Source organism: Lysobacter capsici, from assembly GCF_014779555.2.
Lineage (GTDB): Bacteria > Pseudomonadota > Gammaproteobacteria > Xanthomonadales > Xanthomonadaceae > Lysobacter > Lysobacter capsici.
In genome coordinates this window covers 3,848,938-3,871,017 of sequence record NZ_CP094357.1, presented here as the reverse complement: position 1 = coordinate 3,871,017, position 22,080 = coordinate 3,848,938, and the positions used below count along the sequence as shown (strand labels likewise).

23 protein-coding genes are annotated in these 22,080 nt (G+C 67.7%); 17 read left to right on the top strand and 6 right to left on the bottom strand.

Going from position 1 to position 22,080, the window contains the following annotated elements; all coding sequences use genetic code 11:
* Positions 1–26 precede the first annotated feature (26 nt).
* Positions 27–800: a DNA repair protein RecO gene (recO, locus tag IEQ11_RS15670; RefSeq protein WP_191823327.1), complete on the top strand. Its 774-nt coding sequence runs from the start codon at positions 27–29 to the stop codon at positions 798–800.
* 197 nt (positions 801–997) lie between these two features.
* Here recO and IEQ11_RS15665 read toward each other — a convergent pair whose 3' ends face one another.
* A complete protein-coding gene (locus tag IEQ11_RS15665) occupies positions 998–1,726 on the bottom strand; it encodes a response regulator (RefSeq protein ID WP_191823328.1) in 729 nt (242 codons plus the stop codon).
* 45 nt (positions 1,727–1,771) lie between these two features.
* Here IEQ11_RS15665 and IEQ11_RS15660 point away from each other — a divergent pair, with 45 nt between their 5' ends.
* From IEQ11_RS15660 to rlmD, 3 genes are all read left to right on the top strand, one after another.
* Positions 1,772–3,805, top strand: coding sequence for a translocation/assembly module TamB domain-containing protein (locus IEQ11_RS15660; RefSeq protein WP_191823329.1), 2,034 nt, complete (start codon positions 1,772–1,774; stop codon positions 3,803–3,805).
* 122 nt (positions 3,806–3,927) lie between these two features.
* On the top strand, positions 3,928–4,566 hold the full coding sequence (locus IEQ11_RS15655) for a DUF1318 domain-containing protein (protein WP_191823330.1): 639 nt from the start codon (positions 3,928–3,930) through the stop codon (positions 4,564–4,566).
* A 256-nt stretch (positions 4,567–4,822) separates the two neighbouring features.
* The gene (rlmD, locus tag IEQ11_RS15650) at positions 4,823–6,172 is read left to right on the top strand and encodes a 23S rRNA (uracil(1939)-C(5))-methyltransferase RlmD (protein ID WP_057922044.1); all 1,350 of its coding nucleotides are present in this window, start codon (positions 4,823–4,825) and stop codon (positions 6,170–6,172) included.
* A 261-nt stretch (positions 6,173–6,433) separates the two neighbouring features.
* On the opposite strand, the gene IEQ11_RS15645 is transcribed toward rlmD, so the two are convergent.
* Positions 6,434–7,156: a hypothetical protein gene (locus IEQ11_RS15645; RefSeq protein WP_247024575.1), complete on the bottom strand. Its 723-nt coding sequence runs from the start codon at positions 7,154–7,156 to the stop codon at positions 6,434–6,436.
* On the opposite strand from IEQ11_RS15645, the gene IEQ11_RS15640 reads away from it, so the two are divergent.
* From IEQ11_RS15640 to IEQ11_RS15600, 9 genes are all read left to right on the top strand, one after another.
* Positions 7,155–7,679 (top strand): CYTH domain-containing protein, encoded by a 525-nt coding sequence (locus tag IEQ11_RS15640; protein ID WP_191823332.1) that lies wholly within the window; start codon positions 7,155–7,157, stop codon positions 7,677–7,679. The genes IEQ11_RS15645 and IEQ11_RS15640 overlap by 2 nt on opposite strands.
* A 273-nt stretch (positions 7,680–7,952) precedes the next feature.
* Positions 7,953–8,948, top strand: a complete 996-nt coding sequence (nagZ, locus tag IEQ11_RS15635) for a beta-N-acetylhexosaminidase (protein ID WP_191823333.1) — start codon at positions 7,953–7,955, stop codon at positions 8,946–8,948.
* Positions 8,948–9,514: a hypoxanthine-guanine phosphoribosyltransferase gene (locus IEQ11_RS15630; protein WP_191823334.1), complete on the top strand. Its 567-nt coding sequence runs from the start codon at positions 8,948–8,950 to the stop codon at positions 9,512–9,514. The genes nagZ and IEQ11_RS15630 overlap by 1 nt, the downstream gene beginning before the upstream one ends.
* A gap of 114 nt (positions 9,515–9,628) precedes the next feature.
* A complete protein-coding gene (locus IEQ11_RS15625) occupies positions 9,629–10,411 on the top strand; it encodes an S-methyl-5'-thioinosine phosphorylase (RefSeq protein WP_051547707.1) in 783 nt (260 codons plus the stop codon).
* A gap of 172 nt (positions 10,412–10,583) precedes the next feature.
* The gene (locus IEQ11_RS15620; protein WP_031373678.1) at positions 10,584–10,790 is read left to right on the top strand and encodes a cold-shock protein; all 207 of its coding nucleotides are present in this window, start codon (positions 10,584–10,586) and stop codon (positions 10,788–10,790) included.
* A 621-nt stretch (positions 10,791–11,411) separates the two neighbouring features.
* Positions 11,412–13,049, top strand: a complete 1,638-nt coding sequence (locus IEQ11_RS15615) for an acyl-CoA dehydrogenase family protein (protein ID WP_191823335.1) — start codon at positions 11,412–11,414, stop codon at positions 13,047–13,049.
* Positions 13,046–13,540, top strand: a complete 495-nt coding sequence (locus tag IEQ11_RS15610) for a L,D-transpeptidase family protein (protein WP_191823336.1) — start codon at positions 13,046–13,048, stop codon at positions 13,538–13,540. The genes IEQ11_RS15615 and IEQ11_RS15610 overlap by 4 nt, the downstream gene beginning before the upstream one ends.
* A gap of 172 nt (positions 13,541–13,712) precedes the next feature.
* Entirely contained in the window at positions 13,713–13,904 is a 192-nt protein-coding gene (locus tag IEQ11_RS15605) for a hypothetical protein (RefSeq protein WP_057922041.1), read from the top strand.
* Positions 13,905–14,095: 191 nt separating this feature from the next.
* Positions 14,096–14,596 carry a YfbM family protein gene (locus tag IEQ11_RS15600; RefSeq protein ID WP_191823337.1) on the top strand — a complete coding sequence of 167 codons (501 nt, stop codon included), beginning with the start codon at positions 14,096–14,098 and terminating at the stop codon, positions 14,594–14,596.
* Between the two features lie 36 nt (positions 14,597–14,632).
* Here the strand turns inward: IEQ11_RS15600 and IEQ11_RS15595 are convergent, their stop codons facing one another.
* Positions 14,633–14,878, bottom strand: coding sequence for a hypothetical protein (locus tag IEQ11_RS15595; protein WP_194735210.1), 246 nt, complete (start codon positions 14,876–14,878; stop codon positions 14,633–14,635).
* 141 nt (positions 14,879–15,019) lie between these two features.
* Between IEQ11_RS15595 and IEQ11_RS15590 the strand changes: the two genes are divergently transcribed.
* The 3 genes from IEQ11_RS15590 (at position 15,020) to IEQ11_RS15580 (ending at position 17,468) form a co-directional block, all read left to right on the top strand.
* Positions 15,020–15,220: a hypothetical protein gene (locus tag IEQ11_RS15590; RefSeq protein ID WP_036112207.1), complete on the top strand. Its 201-nt coding sequence runs from the start codon at positions 15,020–15,022 to the stop codon at positions 15,218–15,220.
* A 74-nt stretch (positions 15,221–15,294) separates the two neighbouring features.
* A complete protein-coding gene (locus IEQ11_RS15585; protein WP_228464985.1) occupies positions 15,295–15,891 on the top strand; it encodes a DUF4279 domain-containing protein in 597 nt (198 codons plus the stop codon).
* Between the two features lie 380 nt (positions 15,892–16,271).
* Entirely contained in the window at positions 16,272–17,468 is a 1,197-nt protein-coding gene (locus tag IEQ11_RS15580) for a S1 family peptidase (protein WP_191823338.1), read from the top strand.
* A 59-nt stretch (positions 17,469–17,527) separates the two neighbouring features.
* Here IEQ11_RS15580 and IEQ11_RS15575 read toward each other — a convergent pair whose 3' ends face one another.
* Positions 17,528–18,001 carry a hypothetical protein gene (locus IEQ11_RS15575; RefSeq protein ID WP_191823339.1) on the bottom strand — a complete coding sequence of 158 codons (474 nt, stop codon included), beginning with the start codon at positions 17,999–18,001 and terminating at the stop codon, positions 17,528–17,530.
* Positions 18,002–18,070: 69 nt separating this feature from the next.
* Here IEQ11_RS15575 and IEQ11_RS15570 point away from each other — a divergent pair, with 69 nt between their 5' ends.
* Complete coding sequence (locus IEQ11_RS15570) at positions 18,071–19,276, top strand: S1 family peptidase (RefSeq protein WP_191823340.1); 1,206 nt, start codon at positions 18,071–18,073, stop codon at positions 19,274–19,276.
* Positions 19,277–19,442: 166 nt separating this feature from the next.
* Here the strand turns inward: IEQ11_RS15570 and IEQ11_RS15565 are convergent, their stop codons facing one another.
* On the bottom strand, positions 19,443–19,922 hold the full coding sequence (locus IEQ11_RS15565; RefSeq protein ID WP_191823341.1) for a hypothetical protein: 480 nt from the start codon (positions 19,920–19,922) through the stop codon (positions 19,443–19,445).
* 351 nt (positions 19,923–20,273) lie between these two features.
* Complete coding sequence (locus tag IEQ11_RS15560; RefSeq protein ID WP_191823342.1) at positions 20,274–22,076, bottom strand: ABC transporter transmembrane domain-containing protein; 1,803 nt, start codon at positions 22,074–22,076, stop codon at positions 20,274–20,276.
* Positions 22,077–22,080: the final 4 nt, after the last annotated feature.

Here is a 22,080-nt window from a genome sequence, read left to right as displayed (position 1 = left end):
AACAGCTTCTGCGCTAGTGTGAGCGCATGCGTCTGACCGCCGAATCCGCCTACGTCCTGCACACGCGCCCTTGGCGCGAAACCAGCTTGCTGGTCGAAGTGCTGAGCGAGCGGCAGGGCCGGGTCGGCCTGATCGCGCGCGGTGTGCAAGGCCCCAAGCGGCAGGTGCTGCGCGCGGCCTTGCAACCGTTCCAGCACATCCGCTTCGACGCCTTGCTGCGCGGCGAGTTGGCGCGATTGATTTCGGCCGAAGCGCTGGACGCGGCGCCGCGCCTGGACGGCGAAACCTCGCTGGCCGGTTTCTACATCAACGAACTGCTGCTGCGGCTGGTGCCGCGCGGTGATCCCTTGCCGGAGCTGTACGACCTCTACGCGCGCACCCGCGCGCAACTGCGCGGCGGGCAACTGGCATGGAGCCTGCGTTGCTTCGAGCGCGATCTGCTCGAAGCGCTGGGATCGGGTTTCGACTGGAGCGTCGACGCCGACGGCGCGGCGATCGATCCGGCCGCGCGTTACCGCCTCGATCCCGAGCAGGGCCCGCGCCGCCTGCTCAGCGACCGCGGCCACGGCGAACGCAGCGCGGCGGCGACCGGGCGCGCCTTGCTCGCGCTGACCGGCGACATCGCGCCGGACCCGTCGGACCTGCCTGGATTGCGTCATGCGATGCGCTCGGTGCTGAGCCATCACCTCGGCCCGCGCGGGCTGAAATCCTGGGAAATGCTGGCCGAACTGGCGCGCGTCGCGCCCAAACGCGAAGCCGTCGATCCGGAACCGGATTCGGGCGCCGACGGCGAACGCTGAGGTCAGCGTAATGGGCGTGAGCAAGCGCTTGATGCCGAAGCGCTAGCCCGACTCGATCAAGCTACGCCAGCCCCCTGTAGGAGCGGCGCAAGCCGCGACCGCGAACCACCCGACACCGCGAACCCATCGGTTCATGCCAGCAACTCGCGATCGAAAGAAGCCCGCATAAGGCGCGTGCCCGCAAGCCGCGGCAAAACTCAACCAATCTGCTCAGCCGTATCCAACGCCACCTGATCGAACCGCTGCAGCAACACACTCGAATCGGGTTGCGCCTGCAACGCCTGCACCGCCTGGGCCAGGCGCGCGGCGCCGACGAAGCCGCAACTCGCGCGCAGCTTATGCAGCTCCCCGCGCAAGGCTTCGAGGTTGCCGAGCTGGGCCGCGGCACAGATCGAACGCCGCGCATTGGGCAGTTCCTGGGTGAACAAACCGCGCAAGGTGGCGATGTGGACCCGGTTGCCGTTGAGCGCGCGCGCGGCGATATCGTCGTCCCACACCGGCGCTTCTTCCTGCGACGATGCCGCCGCCGACGATGCGGGCGCATCGTGTTCGGGCAGGCTCAGCAAGCGCCGGATCGCGCAACGCACCGCCGCGGCGGGCAAGGGCTTCACCAGCACGTCGGAGAAACCCGAGGCGATCAGGCGATTGCGCACTTCGCTCTCGCCGGTCGCGGTATGCGCCAGAGCCGGGGTCGCCGGATGCAGCCGGCGCAGGCGTTCGAGCAGGTCGATGCCGCTGCCGTCGGGCAGGTGCGCATCGAACAGCCATAACTGGTAATCCTGGGCATTGCCCAGCGCCATCGCCGCGGCCAGGGTGTCGGCGCCGTCGACTTCGGCCGGCATCGCTTCGACCGCGGCGGTGAGAAAAGCTCGGCTGGTCGGGTCGTCCTCGACCAGCAATACGCGTGGGACCTGTGGATTCTTCATTGCCGGTTCGCTTCCGCCCGCTATCCTGCTTCCATGCCGCGGACCATGTTACGCCTGTTGATGCTGTTGTCGCTGCCCGCGTTGTGGGCGGCGTCGAGCCATGCTGAAGCGTACACACTGAACGCCAGGATTCAGCGCGTCGCGACCGCGGTGGTGACGTTGGAGCAGGTCAAGGTTCGCCTGTCCTGGCCCGCGCAGGCCGAGCACGGCGAACTGGAATTGCAGGCCGGGAATATCCAGGCGCCGGATCTGGGGTATCGCTTTCGCGACGTGGTCTGGCGCTGCCCGCTGCGGCGCGACGGCCGCGGCGGCTGGCGCTGCGACGGCGAACTGCGCGGCGCCGGCGGCAAGCCCTTGCGGCTGGCGCTGGACCTGGGCGTGGCCAGCACCGATCTGCGCTTGAGCCAGGGCGCGGCCGCGCTGGCCTTGCAGCGCGCGGCCGCCAGCCCCGACCTGACCCGGATCGATCTGACCCGGGTGCCGCTGGCATGGGCCCAGGCGCTGGTCGCGCAGGCGTGGCCGGCCGGGCGGATCAAGGCCGGCACGCTCGACGGCCGGCTCGACATCGCCGCGCCGCAACACAAACCGTTGAGCATCACCGGCCCGCTGCGTCTGCAAGGCGGCGCGCTCGACACCCCCGACGGGCTGATCGCGGCCGAGAACCTCGGCGCGCAGCTGAACCTTTCAGCTCAGCTCGACCGCACCGACACGGTCGCGATCGACGGGCAGTTGCAAGGCGGCGAACTGCTGTTCGGCAATGCCTACGTTTCATTGCACAAGCGCGCGGTCGATCTGCGGGTACAGGCCGAACAGCGCGAAGGCGAGGGCTGGCGGCTGCCGCGATTGATGTGGCGCGACGACGGCATCCTCGCGCTCGAAGGCAGTGCCGCGTTGACGCCGGACGCCAGTCTGGCCGCGCTCGATCTGGACCTGCGCAGCGCCGACCTCGCGCCGTTGCGCGACGGCTATCTGTCGGGTTTTCTCGGCCTGGCCGGGCTGGGGCAGCTGGAGCTTTCCGGCGCGGCGCAGGCACGCGTGCGCATGAGCGGCGACGAATTGCAGCTCGCCGAAGCCAGCCTGCAACAGGTGTCGATGAAGGACCCGCAGGGCCGGTTCCGTTTCGACGGTCTCGATGGCCAGGTGCGGTACTCGGCCGACGCGGCGGTCGGCAGCGAACTGGGCTGGCGCGGCGGCGCGCTGTACGGTCTGGAATTCGGCGCGGCGACCTTGCCGTTCTCCAGCGACGGCGGCGAACTGCGACTGCTGCGCGCGGTGAATTTTCCGATGCTCGGCGGCCGCGCCGGTTTCGATGGCTTGCGGCTGCGCCCGCCGGCCGGCGGCAAGGGCCTGGACGTGCGTTTCGGCCTCAATCTCGATCGGCTCGACGTGGGCCAGTTGGCCAAGGCGCTGGACTGGCCGGCGTTCACCGGCGAACTCAGCGGGCGCATTCCGCAGGCGCATTACGCCGCCGATCGGCTCGAACTCGACGGCGGCCTGACCATGCAGCTGTTCGGCGGCACCGTGGCGGTGTCGTCGCTGGCGATGGAGCGCCCGTTCGGGGTCGCGCCGACGCTGAGTTCGGACTTGGCGCTGGACAATCTCGACCTGGAATCGCTGACCGGCGTGTTCGGTTTCGGCAGCATCACCGGCCGCTTGTACGGGCGCATCGATCAGGTGCGTCTGGTCGACTGGCAGCCGACCGCGTTCAACGCCGAACTGCACACGCGCAAGACCCCGGGCGTGCGCCAGCGGATCAGCCAGCGTGCCGTGCAGGACTTGTCCAGCGTCGGCGATTCGTCCTTCGTCGGCAGCCTGCAGGATCGCCTGATCGGGTTTTTCGACGACTTCGGTTACGCCCGCATCGGCATCGCCTGCCGCCTGGCCGACGCGGTCTGCCACATGGACGGCCTGGGCCCGGCCAAGGCCGCGCCCGACGGCAACCGCGGCTTCACCATCGTGCAGGGCGCGGGCGTGCCGCACCTGGACGTGGTCGGCTACAACCGCCGGGTCGACTGGGCGACCTTGCTCGAGCGCATGGAGGCGGTCAGCAAGGGCGAGGTCAAGCCGGTGGTGCAATAGCCTTGTCGTTCAACAGCGCCGTGGTTCAATAGGCGCCATGCTCCAATAAGCACCGCTCGCTCAGCCCCCGCCCGGACGCGGCGGAACCCGCGCAGGACGCGCACAACCACAAGGATTCGCTCATGCGCCGTTGGATGGGAATACCGGTCGCCGCCGTGATGTTGACGGCGTGCGTGACCATCAATGTCTATTTCCCGGCCGCCGAGGCCAAGGAAGCGGCCAAGGAGTTCGTCGAGAAGGTGATCGGCGATCAAGCCCCCGCGGCCACGCCACAGGCCCAGCCCAGCGACGGCGGCAAGCCCGGCGGCAGCGCGTCCGTGCAGCGCCCGGGCCTGGAATGGGGCCAGTTGGCCAGCCGCATCGACTGGTTGTCGCTGGCCGGCATCGGCAGCGCCCACGCGCAGTCGCCGGACATCTCGATCAAGACCCCGGCGATCCAGGCGATCCAGTCGCGCATGGCGCAGCGGTTCGACAGCCAGTTGCGCGCGCATTTCGATTCCGGCGCGCTCGGCTTCGCCAGCAACGGCACCGTCGCGGTGCGCGACGCCTCGAAGATCCCGCTGTCCGACCGGGTCGGCGTCAATCAGGCCGTGGCCGACCAGGGCCGCGATTCGGCCGCGGTCTACCGCGAGATCGCGGTCGCCAACAACCACCCCGAATGGGAAGGCCAGATCCGCCAGGTGTTCGCCCGCCAGTGGGTCGACAGCGCCAAGGGCGGCTGGTGGTATCAGGATGCCGGTGGCGGTTGGAAGCAGAAGTGAGGCCGGGAATAGGGAATCGGGAATAGGGAATCGTTAGAGCAACGGCCAAAGGCCCGCCACTGGCGGGCCTTTGCTTTTTTGTGCCGCAACGCTTGCGTAGGAGCAGTCTGGGCGCAACGCTCTTCCCGATTCCCGATTCCCGATTCCCGATTCCCGATTCCCGATTCCCGATTCCCGATTCCCGATTCCCGATTCCCCGAATCCCGAATCCCGAATCTCAAATCCCGAATCTGCGACAATGCGCCCCCTTTGATTCCTGCCAGCAGCTGTGGCCCGCATCGATCAAACTCCCTTCGAGGCCGCCATCACCGGCCTCACTCACGACGGCCGTGGCGTCGCCCGGCGTGCGGACGGCAAGGCGGTGTTCGTCGCCGGCGCGCTGCCCGGCGAACGGGTCATGGCCAAGCAGACCTCGCGTTCGCGCAGCTTCGATGAAGCGGTGACGCTGGAGGTGCTCGAGGCCGCGGCCGATCGCGTCGCTCCGCGTTGCGCGCATTTCGGCGTGTGCGGCGGCTGCGCGCTGCAGCACATGGCCGAGGATCGGCAGATCGTGGCCAAGCAGCAGGTGCTGATGGAAAACTTCGAACGCATCGGCCATGTCACGCCCGAGCGGATCCTGCCGGCGCTGACCGATTCGGCCTGGGGCTATCGCCGCAAGGGCCGGTTCTCGGTGCGCCGGGTCGAGAAGAAGGACAAGACCCTGGTCGGGTTCCGCGAAACCGATCCGCGCTTCGTCGCCGAGATCGCGCGCTGCGAAACCGTGATCCCCGAAGTCGGCGATGCGATCGGCGCGCTCGCGCGACTGATCGACGGCCTGCAGGCGCGCCGCGAAATTCCGCAGGTCGAGTTCATCGGCGGCGACCGCATGCACGGCGACAACGCGCATTGCGGCATCGCCTTGACCTTCCGCCATCTGTCGCCGCTGTCGCAATCCGATCGCGACGCGATCGTGGCGTTCGCCCAGCAGCACGAGTTCGCGGTGTTCCTGCAGCCCGGCGGGATCGAGAGCGTGCATCCGCTGTGGCCGGCCGATCCCCGGCTCGCGTTTACCTTGCCGCAGTGGAATCTGGAACTGAAGTTCCGTCCGCTCGACTTCATCCAGGTCAACGCCGGCCTCAACGGCCACATGATCCAGCACGCGATCGACCTGCTGCAGCCGCAACCGGAAGACCGGGTGCTCGACCTGTTCGCCGGTCTGGGCAATTTCACCTTGCCGCTGGCGCGCAGCGTGCGCGAAGTGGTCGGCGTGGAAGGCGAGGCCGGGCTGGTCCAGCGCGCGCGCGAAAACGCCGAGCACAACGGCCTGGGCAACGCCAAGTTCTACGCCGCCGATCTGGCCAAGGACCTCAGCGGCGAGCCGTGGATGCGCGAGGGCTTCGATCGCCTGTTGCTCGATCCGCCGCGTTCGGGCGCCGATTTCGTCCTGACCCAGCTGCCGCTCAAGCAGTTCAAGCGCATCGTCTACGTGAGCTGCCATCCGGCGTCGCTGGCGCGCGATGCCGGTTACCTGGTGCGCGAGAAAGGCTGGAAATTGCGCGCGGCGGGGGTGATGGACATGTTTCCGCATACCGCGCATGTGGAATCGATTGCGATGTTCGAGCGCTGAGCGGGGCTGTGGTGCGGCGGTGCTTGCTAGGGGCGCAGTGAATTAGACGCTTTCGTCTTGCCTGGTTTCGCCGGATGTCGTTGATGCGCGGTCGCAGCTTGCGCAGCTCCTACAGGGGGCTGCCGTTGCCAGCGCGGTGATCGTTTCGATTGCGACTGTAGGAGCTGCGCAAGCTGCGACCGCGAACTTGCCCGACCCGTCGAAACTCACGGACTCACTGACGCGGCGCAATCGCCCCGCGCCGCGTCGATCCTTCGCGGCTCAACGCTCCAGCAACGACCACGCGCTTCCGCTCAACTGGAACCGCTGCTTCGCCGAAGGTTCGCTGCCATCGGGCAAGCGCAGCCGCACCTCGCATTCCACCGCGCCACTGTCGCTATCCAGCTCGCACGCATTCATCGCGCTCACCGTCGCCTCGGCGGCGGCGCGTTCGAATTCGGCCTTGCGCGCGGGGTCTTGCTGCCGCGCGCCGTCTTCGCCCAGACGCTGGCGGATCAGACCTTGCGCATCGGCCAGGCTCGGGGCCGGTATCGCGGCGTCCACGCTGTTCGCCAGCGTCCAGGCCGAACCGTCACGGCCGAACCGATACGCCTGATAGCCGCGGCGCATGCCCGCGTCGACAGCCACGATGCAGGCGACGAAGTCGGCATCGACGCGTTGGCAACCTTGCACGGCGTCGATCTTCATCGCCGCGAGCAGCGAGGCCGAGACCGGCGACGGCGGTTCGGATTTCGCGCGGATGTCGGCCTCCAGCGCGCGCCGATAGGCCGCGTTGGCCTGGGCGACGTCGGGCATCGCGTCGGCGGCGAACGCGCCGCCGGTCGCGCCGAGCAGGGCGATGGCCACAACACGGGCAAACAACATTTCGGAAAAAACCTGGCGCTTCACGTACGGCCTTGCCGATTCGGCGAATTCGCGCGAGCTGCGCGGGGCGCGCATTCTACAGGCGCGACTGCATCCGATGACTGGGCCATAATGGCGCATGGCTATCGAAATCGAACGCAAATTCCTGGTCATCGGCGACGGTTGGCGCGCGCACGCGCACAAGGTCGTGCCGATGGCGCAGGGTTATCTCAACGATCTGGCGGCGATGGACGCCAGCGGCGACCGCGCGGCGATGAAGGCGTCGGTGCGCGTGCGCATCGCCGGCGACGAGGCCTTTCTCAATCTGAAATCGCGCGAGCTCGGCCACACGCGCCAGGAATTCGATTATCCGATTCCGGTCGCGGACGCGCGCGACCTGCTGGCCTTGAGCGTCGGCGGGCTGGTCGACAAGCGCCGGCATTACGTCGAGCACCAGGGCCATCTGTGGGAGGTCGACGAATTCCTCGGCGACAACGCCGGACTGGTCGTGGCCGAGATCGAACTGGCCAGCGCCGATACCCAATTCGCCAAGCCCGATTGGGCCGGCGCCGAGGTCACCGACGCGGTTCGTTACTACAACCTGGCGCTGGCGACCCGGCCGTATGCGCAATGGAGCCAGGCCGAGCGCGACGGCACGGTTTGACGGCGTTGGCGTAGCCGCAAGGCCGGCGTGGGCGGAGCTTGAGCCGCGGCGTTTTCCGATCGGGTCCGCGTCCTTTCGCCGTTGCCGTGCCGAGCGTGGCGGGGCTCAAGCCACTGCCACGAAGATTTCACGGTTCCCACGGGCATCCGCGGGCCGCAGCGGCGCCGGAACCGTCACGCCAGCCGCCCGGGACGGGCAGGGTGCCCCCGCCGCACCATCTGCGCGACAATGCACCCTGCGCATACCGCGCTGTTTCTCCCTCAGGAGTTCCGCATGCTCGTGATCGGCGTCGCCGGTACCGAACTCACCGCGCAGGAACGCGACTGGCTGCAGCACGATGCCTGCGCCGGCGTGATCCTATTCAGCCGCAACTTCGCGTCCAAGGCCCAGGTCGCCGAGCTGTCGGCCGCGATCCGCGCCGCCGCGCCGCGGCCGCAGTTGATCTGCGTCGACCAGGAAGGCGGGCGCGTGCAGCGCTTCCGCGAGGGCTACAGCGCCTTGCCGCCGCTGGAGGTGTTCGGCAAGCAGTACGCGCACGACCCCGCCGGCGCGCTCAAGCTGGCCGAGGAGCACGCGCAGTTGATGGCCGCCGAAGTGCAGGCCAGCGGCGTCGACCTGAGCTTCGCGCCGGTGGTCGACCTGGGCCGCGGCAATCTGGCGATCGGCAACCGCGCCTTCGACCCCGATCCGCAGGTCGTCGCCGAGTTCACCCGCGCCTACGTGCGCGGCATGCATGCGCGCGGCATGGCCGCGACGATCAAGCATTTCCCCGGCCACGGCTCGGTGTTGGCCGACACCCACTTCAACGACGCGGTCGACCCGCGCACGCTGGAGGAACTGCGCGCGACCGACCTGATCCCGTTCGTCGCCGGCATCGAAGCCAAGGCCGACGCGGTGATGATGGCGCACGTGTCCTACCCGGCGGTCGCGCCGGAGCCGGCCGGCTATTCGCGGCGCTGGATCGAAGAGATCCTGCGCAATGAGATGGGTTTCCGCGGCGTGGTCTTCAGCGACGACATCGGCATGGCCGCGGCGTTCTCGGTCGGCGGGATCAAGGCGCGCATCGACGCGCATCTGGATGCCGGCTGCGACGTCGTGCTGGTCTGTCATCCGCAGTTGGTAGAAGAGTCGCTGGCCGCGGTCGAAGGCCGCCGCCTCAACACCGCCGCGCTGCTGGGCCTGATCGGCCGCGGCGCGATGGGCTGGGACGGCCTGATCGCCGACAGCCATTACGGCGAAACCCGCACCCGTCTGGAAGGATTGGCTTGATGAACGTGAAACACGAGTCCGGGCACGACCTGGCCCAGGCGCTGGAAAACGCCGATCTGATTTTCGATCGGCGCACCCTGGAGCGCGAGATCGCGCGCATGGCGGTGAAGATCCGCAGCGACTACGTCGGCAGCCGTCCGGTGTATCTGACGATCATGCACGGCGGCATGCCGTTCGCCGCGCAACTGGCGATGGAGCTGGGCGAGCGCGGGCTGGACCTGGAATTCGATTACCTGCACGCCACCCGCTACCGCGGCGCGACCACCGGCGCCGATCTGGTCTGGAAGCACCGCCCGGCCACGCCGCTGCGCGGCCGCCGCGTGCTGCTGGCCGACGACATCCTCGACGAAGGCCACACCCTGCACGGCATCCGCGAATGGTGCCGCGAACAGGGCGCGGTCGAAGTGCGCATCGCCGCGCTCGCGGTCAAGGCTCACGACCGTTGCGTCGAAGGCGTATGCGCCGACTACATCGGCGTGGAAGTGCCCGACCGCTACGTATTCGGCTACGGCATGGATTACCACGAGCAGGGCCGCAACCTGCCGGCGATCTACGCCTTGAAGTGAGGCCGCCCCAGCGCGCGAAGGCCCGATAAACCCGCGCCATCACAACGCCCTGCGCGCGCCACTGTTTCCTCACTCCTCTCAACTCATTCCTGTTCCACTCCCCGGACTCCCGCAATGACCCAACCCATCGACCTCGCCCTGATCGGCGGCACCGGCCTGTACCGCATCGCCGAACTGCAGGACGTGGAATCGCATCAGCCGGTCACGCGTTACGGCGCGCCGTCGGGTCCGGTGCGGATCGGCACCCTGGCCGGGCGTCGGGTGGCGTTTCTGGCGCGTCACGGCGAAGGCCATTCCTTGCCGCCGCACCAGATCAACTACCGCGCCAACCTCGCCGCGTTGCAGGCGCTGGGCGCGCAGCGCGTGCTCGCGCTCAATACGGTCGGCGGCATCACCGAACGGTTCGGTCCGCGCGTGCTGGGCTGTCCGGATCAGTTGATCGACTACACCTGGGGCCGTATCTCCACCTTGTGCGAGGAGCCGGGCACCGAGGTGCTGCACGTCGATTTCGGCGAGCCCTACACGCGCGCGTTGCGCGCCGACGTGATCGCCGCGGCGGCGAGCGCGGGCGTGAGCCTGGTCGACGGCGGCTGCTACGGCGCCACCCAGGGCCCGCGCCTGGAAACCCGCGCCGAGATCGCGCGCATGCGCCGCGACGGCTGCGATCTGGTCGGCATGACCGGCATGCCCGAAGCCGGGCTGGCGCGCGAATTCGGCCTGGATTACGCCTGTCTGGCGATCGTCGCCAACTGGGCGGCCGGCGCCGGTCCGGACCTGGACGAAGTGATCACCCTGCAGGACGTGCTCGATAACGTGGCCGCGGCGTCCGCCGGCCTGCCGGCGCTGCTCGGCGCCTTGCTCGACCGCCTCGGCGCTTCGGTGACCCCAGTCGCATAAATGCGATTCGGGTGCATCCGGCGTGGCCGGATATCGCTTCAAAACACGTGCTGGATGTTGTCACGCTGAACCGTTGTCATCTAGCGGCACAGTTTGCATACTCGGTAGTGCGTCTCGCGCCACATCCGGCGGCGACGCACGTCAACGCATCCAGCATGAGGTCAATAAGGATATGCAGTACGGCACCGTGAAGTGGTTCAACGACGCCAAGGGCTTCGGTTTTATTTCTCCCGAAGATGGCAGCGCTGATGTATTCGTGCATTTCTCCGCGATCAACGCAAAGGGTTTCCGCAGCTTGCAGGAAGGCCAGCGTGTCAGCTATCAGCTGACCCAGGGACCGAAGGGCGCGCAGGCGTCCGAAGTGGCTCCGGTGGTTTGATTCGCCTTTGCCCCTAGGGGCAATGTCTGGCCGAATCGCATCGGACAGTTTCCAAGGCTCCGCTTCTGGCGGGGCCTTTTTTCTTTTTGGCTGGTTGGTTCGCCACTATGTGCTTGACGCAGTGCAGCAGTCAGCGCGTGGCGAGCGGGTTTGCGAACGAACGGTCGGTATTTGAATCGCGGTAACCCAAGGCCGCGTAGCAATGTGGGCGAGTCTGATCTTCCACGACCGTCATCCCCGCGAAGGCGGGGATCCAGAGACTTCAGGGCCATGCCGCGGTGGAGCCCTGGATTCCCGCCTTCGCGGGAATGACGAGCAAAGCGAAGGGGCTGTGAAGCGAGCCTGCGTAGCAATCAGTGACTACGCCACGGCTTGAGATCGCACGGCAACTCAAGACCACGCGGCGGCCCCGACGTGAGGCAACCCGAAGCTACGTAGCGACGAGGAACAATCGCATCCCTCAACACCGTCATCCCCGCGAACGCGGGGATCCAGTGGCTTGAGCGCCATGTCGAGATGAAACCCGGGATGCCGCAAACCTTCGCTGCGAAGAAGAGCGAAAAAGCGAACTCGCCGCGGAATCACTAGAATCGGCGCAAAGCCCCACGGAGAGTCACCCTCATGGACACGCTGCCCCCGTTCGCCACTCATCGGGTCGAGAATCAACCGCCGCCGTTCGCGCCGCGCGATCTGTGGCGCGACGACCACGCGCTGCGCGAAGCGGTCGAGCGCGAAGGCGGCGCGGGCTTCGCCGAACATCTCGCCGCGTACGGCGCGCTCGCCGGCGGCGAACTCTACGAGCTGAGCTTCGACGCGCATCGCGACAAGCCGCGGCTGCGCAGCTTCGATGCCTACGGCCATCGCATCGACCGGGTCGAGTTCCACCCGAATTACCACGCGATCATGGGCCACGCGATCGGCCACGGCGTCGCCGGCCTGTCCTGGCACGATCCGCGCCCGGGCTCGCACGTCGCGCGCGCGGCGCTGAGCTATCTGCACCATCAGGTCGAACCGGGCACCAGTTGCCCGCTGACCATGACCCACGCGAGCGTGCCGGTGCTGCGTCACGCGCCGGCGCTGCACGAGTGGATGCGCAAGGCCGCCGCGCCGCATTACGACGGCCGCGATGTCGGCTACGGCGACAAGGCCGGGCTGATCCTGGGCATGGGCATGACCGAGAAGCAGGGCGGCTCGGACGTGCGTTCCAACCAGACCGTCGCCACGCCGATCGGCAACGACGAATACGAACTGGTCGGCCACAAATGGTTCTTCTCCGCGCCGATGTCCGACGGCTTCCTGGTGCTGGCGCAGGCGCCGGGCGGGCTGAGCTGTTTCCTGATGCCGCGCTGGCATCCGCACGGCGGCAAGAACGCGCTGCGGCTGATGCGGCTCAAGGACAAACTCGGCGACTGGTCCAACGCGTCGTCGGAAGTGGAATTCCTCGGCGCCTGGGCGCAGCGCATCGGCGAGGAAGGCCGCGGCGTGGCGACCATCATCGAGATGGTGATGCTGACCCGCCTGGACTGCATGCTCGGTTCGGCCGGCGAGATGCGCATGGCCCTGGCGCAGGCGCTGCATCACGCGCGCCATCGGCGCAGCTTCGGCAAGCCGCTGATCGAGCATGCGCTGATGCGCAACGTGATCGCCGACCTGGCGATCGAATCCGAGGCCGCGACCGCGCTGGCGATCCGCGTCGCCGGCGCGATCGATCGCGCGCCTTCGTCCGCGCACGACGCCGCGTTCGCGCGCATCGCCACCGCGATCGGCAAGTTCTGGATCTGCAAGCGCGCACCGGCCTTCGTCAACGAAGCGCAGGAATGCCTGGGCGGCGCGGGCTATGTCGAGGAATCGATCCTGCCGCGCCTGTACCGGCAGGCGCCGCTGAATTCGATCTGGGAGGGCAGCGGCAACATCCAGTGCCTGGACGTGCTGCGCGCGCTCGGCCGCGAACCCGAGGCCGGACGCGCGCTGTTGGTCGAACTCGAACGCGCGCGCGGCCGCGACGATGCGCTGGATGCGCGCATCGACGAACTGGCGCCGGCGCTGACCGGCACGGCGCAGTTGCATGAGTCGCAGATGCGCGCGTTCGTCGAACGGCTCGCGCTGGCCTTGCAGGCCGCGCTGCTGTTCGTCGCCGACAGTCCCGCCGCGGCCGGGTTCTGCCGCAGCCGGGTCGGCGGCGCGCATGGGCTGGGGTTCGGCACTCTGCCGTACGATCTGGAATTGGATGCGATCGTGAGCAGGAGCCTGCCGGTATGAAACGGATTTCCGTGAGTTTTCTCGCCGCGCTGCTCGCCTGCGCGCCGGCCTGGGCGCTGACCCCGCCGGCGATGGCGCCGGCCGCGCAACGCGCCGACCGCATCGTGGTCGACAAGGCGCAGCGGCGCATGCAGCTGTTCCACAAGAACACGGTGATCCGCACCTATTCGATCCTGCTCGGCGACGCGCCGAGCGGCCACAAGCGCCAGCAGGGCGACGAACGCACGCCGGAAGGCGATTACCGCATCAGCGGGCGCAATCCGAACAGCCGCTTCCATTTGTCGCTGCGGGTGTCGTACCCGAACGAAGCCGATCGCAAGCAGGCGCGCGCGCGCGGCGTCGATCCGGGCGGCGACATCATGATCCACGGCGGCACCCCGGCCGGCTATCGGCGCGACTGGACCGACGGCTGCATCGCGCTGACCAATCAGCAGATCGAGGAAGTGTGGAGCCTGGTGCCGACCGGAACGCCGATCCGGATCAATCCCTGAGCCGCCGCCTTCGCCGCGGCCGCATATCAGCCGCTGCGATGGCGACATGCCAGACTGCGCGTGTCCGCGACGACGGCTAGGTGCGGCAGCGCACCGCGTAAGGGCCGGTCGCGCGGACGCGATGTTGTCGTGTGCCCATCGGTGAAACTCCACTGACAAGGAAGACAGACCCATGAAGAAGATCCGCCTCGCTTCCGCGCTGTTGTCGCTGGCCTTGGTGCTGCTGAGCTTCAGCGCCTCGGCCTTCATCGTCCAGGACAAGGACGGTGTCTGGCTCGACTGCAAATGGATCACCAATTCGGCCGGCGAATCCAGGCTGCAATGCGAACCGCTGGACTCGCAGCCGCCGGATCCGAATCCCTGATTCGTCGGCGCGAGCGCAAGGCGCGGCCGGGGCAACCCGGCCGCTTCGCATCGACCCGCGCGAATCCAACGACGAAGCGAGCCGGCGCGCATGTCGCCACCGGCGAGCGAGGCTACCCCGGCAGCGATGACGGCCGCCGATAAACCTGCAATCAGACCTTGATCCAGACCTTCATTACGGAGCGCGTTCGAATGGGCATGACATGGAGCGCGACCGCGGTCGACGCGCAGCGCACGGCCGCGTTGTTGCGCGCGCCACAGCACATCATCGAGACCTTGTACGCGGACTACGACGCGGACAAGGCGGCCGGGCGCGTGGCGTACCTGGACAAGGCCTGGCATGCGATTCATTTCGTCCTCAACCAGTCGGCATGGGAGGGCGAGCCGCCGTGGAACTGGGCGATCTTCGGCGGCGAGCCGGTCTCGGAGGATCCGGATGAGGACGCGCCGCGCCATGTGCCGGCCGATCATGTCCGTCAGATCGCCGCCGCGCTGGCCACGTTGCCGGCGGACGAGTTCGCCCGTCGCTATGACGCGCAGGCGCTGGCGGACGCGGACATCTACCCCGACGTGATCTGGCTGCGCGACGGCGATGAGGCCAGGGACTACGTAGTGTCGTATTACGCCGAGCTGATCGGGTTCTATACCGATGCGGCCGCGCGCGGCGACAGCGTGTTCACTTCGATCGGCTGAGGCCGGTCGATCGAAACCGGTGCGCGCCTGCGCCGATTAGCGCAGGCGTTCGGCATAGGCGTCGCGGACGTAGCGGTTGATGTAGGTGTTCAGTCCGCGTCCCTCGCGCGCCAGTTCGTGCATGCGCGCGATCGCCTCGGCGCCGGCGCTGTCGGCGGTGTACAGATAGACCGAGCCGTCGGCGAACTCGACCGCGATCGCCCGCGGCCCGATGGCATAGCCGCGCACGCCCGAGTCGCCGTTGAGATTGAGATAGGGCTGGATCGGGCTGTCGTTGCGCATGAGGTTTATCGGCTGTTGACCGCGCATACAGCGACTCGCTTGCCGGTCGTCGCCTGTGCGGGGCAGGGGCGGTCCATCCTGGCCCGGATGGGTGTAAGGTCCGGTGAGGCGGCCATGCCGGCCGCGACGGGAGGTGCAACCATGCGTGGTTCGCGTAAATCCCAGGCCCTGGCGCTGATCGCGCTGGCCGCGATTCCGCCGCCGGTGCACGGCGCGGACTTTTCCCTGGCCTTGTTCTGGCTCGGCCGTGGCGCCGGCGTCGTCGCCATGGGCCTGCTGACAGTGTGGCTGTTGAGCGAATTCAAGCGAGCACAGTCGGGCCGCATGCACGGCGGGTCGTAGTCGTAGCGCGCGATCCTCCGGCTCCGATCCGTTCCGCCGTATTGCCCGCCCGCTGCCTGGAAACTTCGCCGTTGATGGGCGCCGATTGTTCGCGTCCGCGAATCGATCGATGCAAACGATTTCCGCCGCGATGGCGCATCGGCGCAAACGATCGCGGTAGCGCGGCGCATCGAAGGCGCGAACAATTCATCGTGCCGCTGCCTGCCCGCATTTTTTCATCCACTGGATTCATGATGCCCGCACTCGAAAAAACCAAGGCGTGCTTGAAGATCCTCGGCGACGATCTAATCCCCGATGAGGTCAGCCGCCTGCTTGGCGCGGAGCCGACCGGCGCGCGGACCCGCGGCGAGATCCTGATCGGCAAGGCCAGCGGCCATCGCCGCGTCGCCCGCACCGGTGTGTGGTCCTTGCGGGCGCAGGACCGCTTGCCCGGCGATCTGAATGCGCAGATCCACGAGATCTTCGCCCGATTGAGCGGCGACCCGGCGGTGTGGGCGCAATTGCAATCGCGTTTCGAGCTGAACCTGTTCTGCGGTTTGTTCATGGACGCACGCAATAACGGCGAGACGATCAGTCCGGCCAATCTTCGTCTGCTTGGCGAACGCGGCGTCGAACTGCAACTGGACATCTATACGCCTGAGCCGGATGAGGTAACGAATTACCTCGAGTAATGCGGCTCGTGCGGCAATGCGCAACATCGACGACAGCATCAATGCACTCGCGCCGATTCCGCGACGCGGCATTGCACCGCAGCAAATCTTGTTCGCGAAACGCACGATACGTAGGCGCATCCAAGGCGTGAACGGTTCATGTCCTTATGCCAATAGCTCGTCTTGTGACGTGGCTCGGACTCTGCGTGTGATCCCGCCTAGTGCGCAGACCTTGCGCATGAAGCGCACATCTTTTTAGCTGGAACGGCCTCGCGAACACAGTGTGCATCCGGATTGCGCGCGGGTTCGCCGACGAGAGGCCGCCGCCATGCCGCGGCGTCGAGAAGCCGCTCGGCTTCATTCCATCGATCCCATGTCAGATTCCTTCAGGAGTTCTTCGCATGTCCGTATCGAAGTCCAATGCGCGCGGTTTCGCGCGCGCTTCCGTTTTCTGCGTCGTGGCCGCCGTCGCCACGCTGTCTTCCGGCGCCGCGTTCGCCGCCGATGAGGTCAGCCCGGAGCTGAAGTTCGCGATGCAACGCGATCTGGGCATTTTCCCGGGCCAGATCGCCCAGTACCTGCAGACCGAAAAACTCGCGCGCACCCAGGCGGCGGCGATCGAACGCGATCTGGGCAGCCAGTTCGCCGGCAGTTGGATCGAGCGCAACGCCGACGGCTCGTTCAAGGTCGTGGCCGCGACCGCGGGCGCCCGCAAGGCCAGCGCGATCGGCGGGGTCGAGCTGCGCACCGTGCGGCATAGCCTCAAGCAGTTGCAGAATTCGATGGCGCAGCTCGACGCGGCGTCGAATGCGCGGGTCAAGGGCATCAGCAAGCCGCTCGACGGCGTGCAGAGCTGGTACGTCGATCCGGTCAGCAACGCGGTGGTGGTGCGGGTCGATCAGGGCGCCAGCGAACGCGCGGTGGATTTCGTCGCGATCAGCGGCGCCGATGCCGGCGCGGTGCGGATCGAAGAAGTGCCGGGCACCTTGCAAACCTCGGTCAACGTGCTCGGCGGCATCGAGTATTCGATCAACAACGCCACCTTGTGTTCGGTCGGCTTCTCGGTCACCCGCGGCGCCACCAAGGGCTTCGTCACCGCCGGCCACTGCGGCGGGGTCGGCGCGATCGTGCGCATCGGCGGCACCCAGGTCGGTTCGTTCGCCGCGCGCGTGTTCCCGGGCAACGACCGCGCCTGGGTCAGCGTGGGCAGCGCCCACACCTTGCAGGGCGCGGTCAGCAACTACAGCGGCGGCACGATCGCGATCCGCGGCAGCGCCGAGGCCGCGATCGGCGCGGCGGTGTGCCGTTCCGGCCGCACCACTGGTTATCGCTGCGGCAACATCACCGCCAAGAACGTCACCGCCAACTACGCCGAAGGCGCGGTGCGCGGCCTGACCCAGGGCAATGCCTGCATGGGCCGCGGCGATTCGGGCGGCTCGTGGTTCACCAGCGCCGGCCAGGCGCAGGGCGTGATGTCCGGCGGCAACGTGCAGTCGAACGGCAACAACTGCGGCATCCCCGCCTCGCAGCGCAGCAGCCTGTTCGAACGCGTGGGGCCAATCCTGAGCCAGTACGGACTGAGCCTGGTCACCAGCTGATCGCGACAGCGTCACTTTGATCGACCCACAACGCCCCGCTTCGCGCGGGGCGTTGTCGTTCATGCCGCTCCCGCGGTCGCGCCACCGCCGAGTACAGCGACCATCGGATCGGATAGATCGACATGCGGGTCCGCGATCGGTTGCGACTTTGGTCGAAACGCATGCAAGCGACGCTTTGCGTGATCGCGTCGGCACGGTTGTGTGCTTGCGTTGATCGTTGATTCGTCCATACGCCGCACGATGTGCGCGCAAAGTGCTATTTGCGCAGTTTTTAATGCTGCATTGGCGCTCTGGATGGAAGCTTTATCAGTACTCCCGCGAGCGACAGGCCGATTGCCGACGATGCGATAGCGATTTTTTCGCCATGGCATTCGCATTCCTGTGACGGGCTCGGTTTTTTTCGTCGCCGCAGCGCGACGCTTTGCCTTGCCAATCGCGACGGCATCGTCTTTATCTGGTTGCGTCGTTCGGCTTCCTGGTGTGCGTCGCTTGTTTGAGCATCGCACTTCGAAGCAACGGCCACTGTCGCTCACGGCGATGTCGTTGCGGTCGCGTCTTATGGATGTCGACCGTGTTCGCATACTCAAGTCAGGAGTTCTTACATGTCCGTATCGAAGTCGAATCTGCGCTCGCGCGCCAGCCTGGTCGCGGCCGTCGCCGCGTTGTCCGCCGGCAGCGCCATGGCCACCGACGGTCTCAACCCGACTCTCAAGCTCGCCATGCAACGCGATCTGGGCCTGTCGTCGGCGCAAGTCGCGCAGATGGTGCAAGCCGACCGCATCGCCACCACCCAGGAAGCCGCGCTGCGTCGCACGCTCGGCAGCGGCTACGCCGGCAGTTGGGTCGAGCGCAACGACGACGGCAGCTATCGCGTGGTCGCGGCGACCTCGGGCGCGCAGAAGAGCGTCGCGGTGGCCGGCGTCGAGTTGCGTCATGTCCGGCACAGCTTGAAGCAGCTCAACGATTCGATGGCGGCGCTCGATCGCGACGCGCGGCGCCGCGTGCCGGGCATCAGCAAGCTGCGCAGCGGCGTGCAGTCGTGGTACGTCGATCCGACCACCAACTCGGTGGTGGTGAGCGTCGCGCCGGGCGCGGATGAGGAAGCGATCGATTTCGTCGCTGTCAGCGGCGCCGATATCAGTTCGATCCGGGTCGAGGAAGCGGTGGGCACCCCGCAGACCACCGCGACGGTGCAGGGCGGCATCGAATACCGCATGCCGCTGTCGGACGGCACCGGCCGAGTCGGCCTGTGTTCGGTCGGGTTCCCGGTCACCAAGGGCACGATCAAGGGCTTCGCGACCGCGGGGCATTGCGCCAAGGCCGGTCAGAGCGTGCAGATCAGCGGCGTCAATGTGGGCACGTTCACCGCGTCGCATTTCCCCAATACCGATCGCGCCTGGGTGACGATCGGCGCGACCCATACGCTGCTCGGGAGCGTCACCAACTACACCGGCGGCAGCGTCGCGGTGAAGGGCAGCACCGAAGCGGCGATCGGCGCGGCGGTCTGCCGTTCGGGCCGCACCACGCAGTACAAGTGCGGCACGATCACGGCCAAGAACGTGACGGTCAACTACGGCACCCTCGGCACCGTGAGCGGCTTGACCCGGGCCAACAATTGCACCGGTCGCGGCGATTCGGGCGGTTCGTGGATTACCGCCGCCGGCCAGGCTCAGGGCCTGACCTCGGGCGGCAATCTGCCCGCGGGCCAGAACGACAATTGCTCGGTGCCGACCTCGCAGCGTCAGACCTACTTCGAGCGCATCAACCCGGTCCTGAGTCAGTACGGGCTGGCCCTGGTCACGAGCTGATCGCTTCGGTCGCTAGTTGACTGCACGAACGCCCCGCATCCGCGGGGCGTTTTTTGTCGGAGGCTTCGCATGTGGTTCGGGACGATGGATTTGTCGGTCGCGGCTGATCGCGCGATCGCGCACCGGTGTAGCGCTCAGCGGAGGATCGAAACCCGCCGGTCACCCATCACCACTGCGGCCCCATCGGCAGGTCTTCGGCTTGCCAGGCCTTGCGGCTGGCCGGTGCGGACTCGCGCGCCTGCGCGCTGCGTTCGCGATCGAGCTTGAGGGTCACGGTTTCGCGTTCGCCCGGTTCGCTCGGGCGATAGCCATCGCGGTGGGTCAGGCTGCCGCTCAGGCGCTTGCCGTCGAGGGTGCCGTCGAATTCGAACAGGTCGCGCGAGGGGCGGCCGTCGGGGCCTGTGTCGCGATTGATCTCCTGGCCGAGGGTCAGCTTGGCGCGGAAGAACAGCGTGCGCTTAACCGGGTCGTAGCGAACGTCCTGCAGGCGTCCGCGCGGGGTGTCGCCGACCATGCCCTGCGAGGAATAGAACAGACCGAACAGCTGGCCGTTCTCGCGGTACAGCTCGCAGTCGTAGCCTTCGGCGTGCGGGTCGTCGCCGCTGCCGGTGATGCGCACGTTGCTGTAGACGCCGAGGGTTTCCACCTTGGGTTGCGGCGGCGCGGCCCAGGCGGTTGGCGGTAGGGCGCTCGTCGCCGTAGCGAGAGTCGCGGCCAGGAGCCAGCTGGGCCGGCGCAGGCGGGCGGGGTGGGAAGCGACGGCGGTAAGGGTCATGGCGACGGCGGCATGGAGTTGCGGCGATCTTCGTCGATGCCGAGGGCGATGTCAGCCGGGGTGTCGGTGAATGTGTCGGCCAAGTGGTTACGCCGGCCGCGCTCGGGTTTCGCCGGCGGTGGTATTGGCGTGGTCGCGGTTTGCGCCGCTCCTACAGTCGCTTCGCGCCGCATCGACGAAGCGAATCCGCAATCGTCGACGCGAACCGCTATGCCCGGCGCTTCAATCCAGGAACTGCAACTTCGCCAGGTCCGCATACAACCCGCCTTCGGCGAGCAGCTGCGCATGGGTGCCCTCGGCGACGATGCTGCCGCGGTCCATGACCACGATCCGGTCGGCCTTGAGCACGGTCGCCAGGCGATGGGCGATGACCAGGGTGGTGCGGCCTTCCATCAGCGTTTCCAGCGCCTGCTGCACCGCGCGTTCGCTTTGCGCGTCGAGCGCGCTGGTGGCTTCGTCGAGCAGCAGGATCGGCGCGTCCTTGAGCAGGGCGCGGGCGATCGCGATGCGCTGCTGCTGGCCGCCGGACAGGCGCGCGCCGCGTTCGCCCAGCTCGGTCGACAACCCCTCGGGCAGGGCGCGGATGAAGTCCTCGGCATGCGCGGCGCGCACCGCCTGGTCGACTTCCTCGTCGCTGGCGCCGAGCCGGCCGTAGCGGATGTTGTCGCGCGCGGTGGTGGCGAAGATGGTCGGCTGCTGCGGCACCAGCGCGATCGATTCGCGCAGGTCGGCCGGATCGGTGTCGCGCACGTCGATGCCGTCCACGCGCACCGCGCCGCTCTGCGGATCGTGGAAGCGCAGCAGGATCGAGAACACGGTGCTCTTGCCGGCGCCGGACGGGCCGACCAGGGCCACGGTCTCGCCGGGATTGACCCGCAGGCTGAAGTTCTGCAGCGCAGGCAGGTCCACGCGTTGCGGGTAGTGGAAGGCGATGCGGTCGAACACGATCTCGCCGCGCAGCGGCCGCGGCAGCGAGGTCGGCTGCGCCGGCGCCTGCACCGCGTTGGTTTCGTTGAGCAGTTCGCTGATCCGGCCCATGCCGCCGGCCGCGCGCTGCAGGTCGTTCCAGACTTCGGCCAGCGCGCCGATCGAGCCGCCGCCGATCAGGGCGTACAGCACGAACTGACCCAGGGTGCCGCCGCTCAGGCGGCCGGCGACCACGTCGTGCGCGCCGGACCACAGCACCAGGGTGATCGCGCCGAACACCAGGGTGATGGCGGTCGCGGTGACCAGGGCCTGGGCGGTGATGCGCTTGCGCGCGGTCTTGACCGCGATCCGCAGCGATTCGCTGAAACGGCCTTGTTCGTAGGGTTCGCGCGCGTGCGCCTGGACCGTGCGCACCGCGCCGAGGGTTTCGCTGGCCAGGGTGTTGGCGTCGGCGATGCGGTCCTGGGTGGAGCGCGAGATCTTCTGCAGCTTGCGCCCGCCGACGATGATCGGCAGCACCGCCAGCGGGATGCCGACCAGGGCGTAGGCGGCCAGGCGCGGGCTGGTATAGAACAGCATGCCCAGGCTGCCGATCACCGTGACCGAGCTGCGCAAGGCCACCGACATGCTTGAGCCGACCACGCTGCGCAGCAGTTCGGCGTCGGCGGTCAGGCGCGAGACCAGTTCGCCGCTGCGGGTGCGGTCGTGGAAGCCCGCGTCCAGCGCGATCACGTGGCTGTACAGGGTTTCGCGCAGGTCGGCGACCACTTTTTCGCCGAGCAGCGAGACCAGGTAGAAGCGCAGCGCGGTGGCCAGGGCCAGCGCGATCGCGACCAGGAACAGGATCAGGAAGGCCTGGTCGATCGCGCTGCTGCCGCCGCCGCCGGCGCTCTGGGCGAACCCCTGGTCGATCATTTTCTTGAACGCCAGCGGCATGCTCAGGGTCGCGGCGCTGGACGCGGCCAGGGCGAACAGCCAGGCGATGAACAAGCCGCGGTACTTGCGAACGAACGGCCACAAGGTGCGCAGGCTGCCGATCGGGGCTTTCTGCAGGTCGCGGCGGGTGTCGGCTCGGTAGCCGGCGCTGGAGTCTGTCATCGGG

What these genes read in the sequence shown, in the direction of transcription:
- recO (WP_191823327.1), top strand. Translation starts at nt 27, where the DNA reads ATGCGTCTGACCGCCGAATCCGCCTACGTCCTGCACACGCGCCCTTGG.
- IEQ11_RS15665 (WP_191823328.1), bottom strand. Translation starts at nt 1,726, where the DNA reads ATGAAGAATCCACAGGTCCCACGCGTATTGCTGGTCGAGGACGACCCG.
- IEQ11_RS15660 (WP_191823329.1), top strand. Translation starts at nt 1,772, where the DNA reads ATGTTACGCCTGTTGATGCTGTTGTCGCTGCCCGCGTTGTGGGCGGCG.
- IEQ11_RS15655 (WP_191823330.1), top strand. Translation starts at nt 3,928, where the DNA reads ATGCGCCGTTGGATGGGAATACCGGTCGCCGCCGTGATGTTGACGGCG.
- IEQ11_RS15640 (WP_191823332.1), top strand. Translation starts at nt 7,155, where the DNA reads ATGGCTATCGAAATCGAACGCAAATTCCTGGTCATCGGCGACGGTTGG.
- IEQ11_RS15645 (WP_247024575.1), bottom strand. Translation starts at nt 7,156, where the DNA reads ATGCGCCATTATGGCCCAGTCATCGGATGCAGTCGCGCCTGTAGAATG.
- nagZ (WP_191823333.1), top strand. Translation starts at nt 7,953, where the DNA reads ATGCTCGTGATCGGCGTCGCCGGTACCGAACTCACCGCGCAGGAACGC.
- IEQ11_RS15630 (WP_191823334.1), top strand. Translation starts at nt 8,948, where the DNA reads ATGAACGTGAAACACGAGTCCGGGCACGACCTGGCCCAGGCGCTGGAA.
- IEQ11_RS15625 (WP_051547707.1), top strand. Translation starts at nt 9,629, where the DNA reads ATGACCCAACCCATCGACCTCGCCCTGATCGGCGGCACCGGCCTGTAC.
- IEQ11_RS15620 (WP_031373678.1), top strand. Translation starts at nt 10,584, where the DNA reads ATGCAGTACGGCACCGTGAAGTGGTTCAACGACGCCAAGGGCTTCGGT.
- IEQ11_RS15615 (WP_191823335.1), top strand. Translation starts at nt 11,412, where the DNA reads ATGGACACGCTGCCCCCGTTCGCCACTCATCGGGTCGAGAATCAACCG.
- IEQ11_RS15610 (WP_191823336.1), top strand. Translation starts at nt 13,046, where the DNA reads ATGAAACGGATTTCCGTGAGTTTTCTCGCCGCGCTGCTCGCCTGCGCG.
- IEQ11_RS15605 (WP_057922041.1), top strand. Translation starts at nt 13,713, where the DNA reads ATGAAGAAGATCCGCCTCGCTTCCGCGCTGTTGTCGCTGGCCTTGGTG.
- IEQ11_RS15600 (WP_191823337.1), top strand. Translation starts at nt 14,096, where the DNA reads ATGGGCATGACATGGAGCGCGACCGCGGTCGACGCGCAGCGCACGGCC.
- IEQ11_RS15595 (WP_194735210.1), bottom strand. Translation starts at nt 14,878, where the DNA reads ATGCGCAACGACAGCCCGATCCAGCCCTATCTCAATCTCAACGGCGAC.
- IEQ11_RS15590 (WP_036112207.1), top strand. Translation starts at nt 15,020, where the DNA reads ATGCGTGGTTCGCGTAAATCCCAGGCCCTGGCGCTGATCGCGCTGGCC.
- IEQ11_RS15585 (WP_228464985.1), top strand. Translation starts at nt 15,295, where the DNA reads ATGGGCGCCGATTGTTCGCGTCCGCGAATCGATCGATGCAAACGATTT.
- IEQ11_RS15580 (WP_191823338.1), top strand. Translation starts at nt 16,272, where the DNA reads ATGTCCGTATCGAAGTCCAATGCGCGCGGTTTCGCGCGCGCTTCCGTT.
- IEQ11_RS15570 (WP_191823340.1), top strand. Translation starts at nt 18,071, where the DNA reads ATGTCCGTATCGAAGTCGAATCTGCGCTCGCGCGCCAGCCTGGTCGCG.
- IEQ11_RS15560 (WP_191823342.1), bottom strand. Translation starts at nt 22,076, where the DNA reads ATGACAGACTCCAGCGCCGGCTACCGAGCCGACACCCGCCGCGACCTG.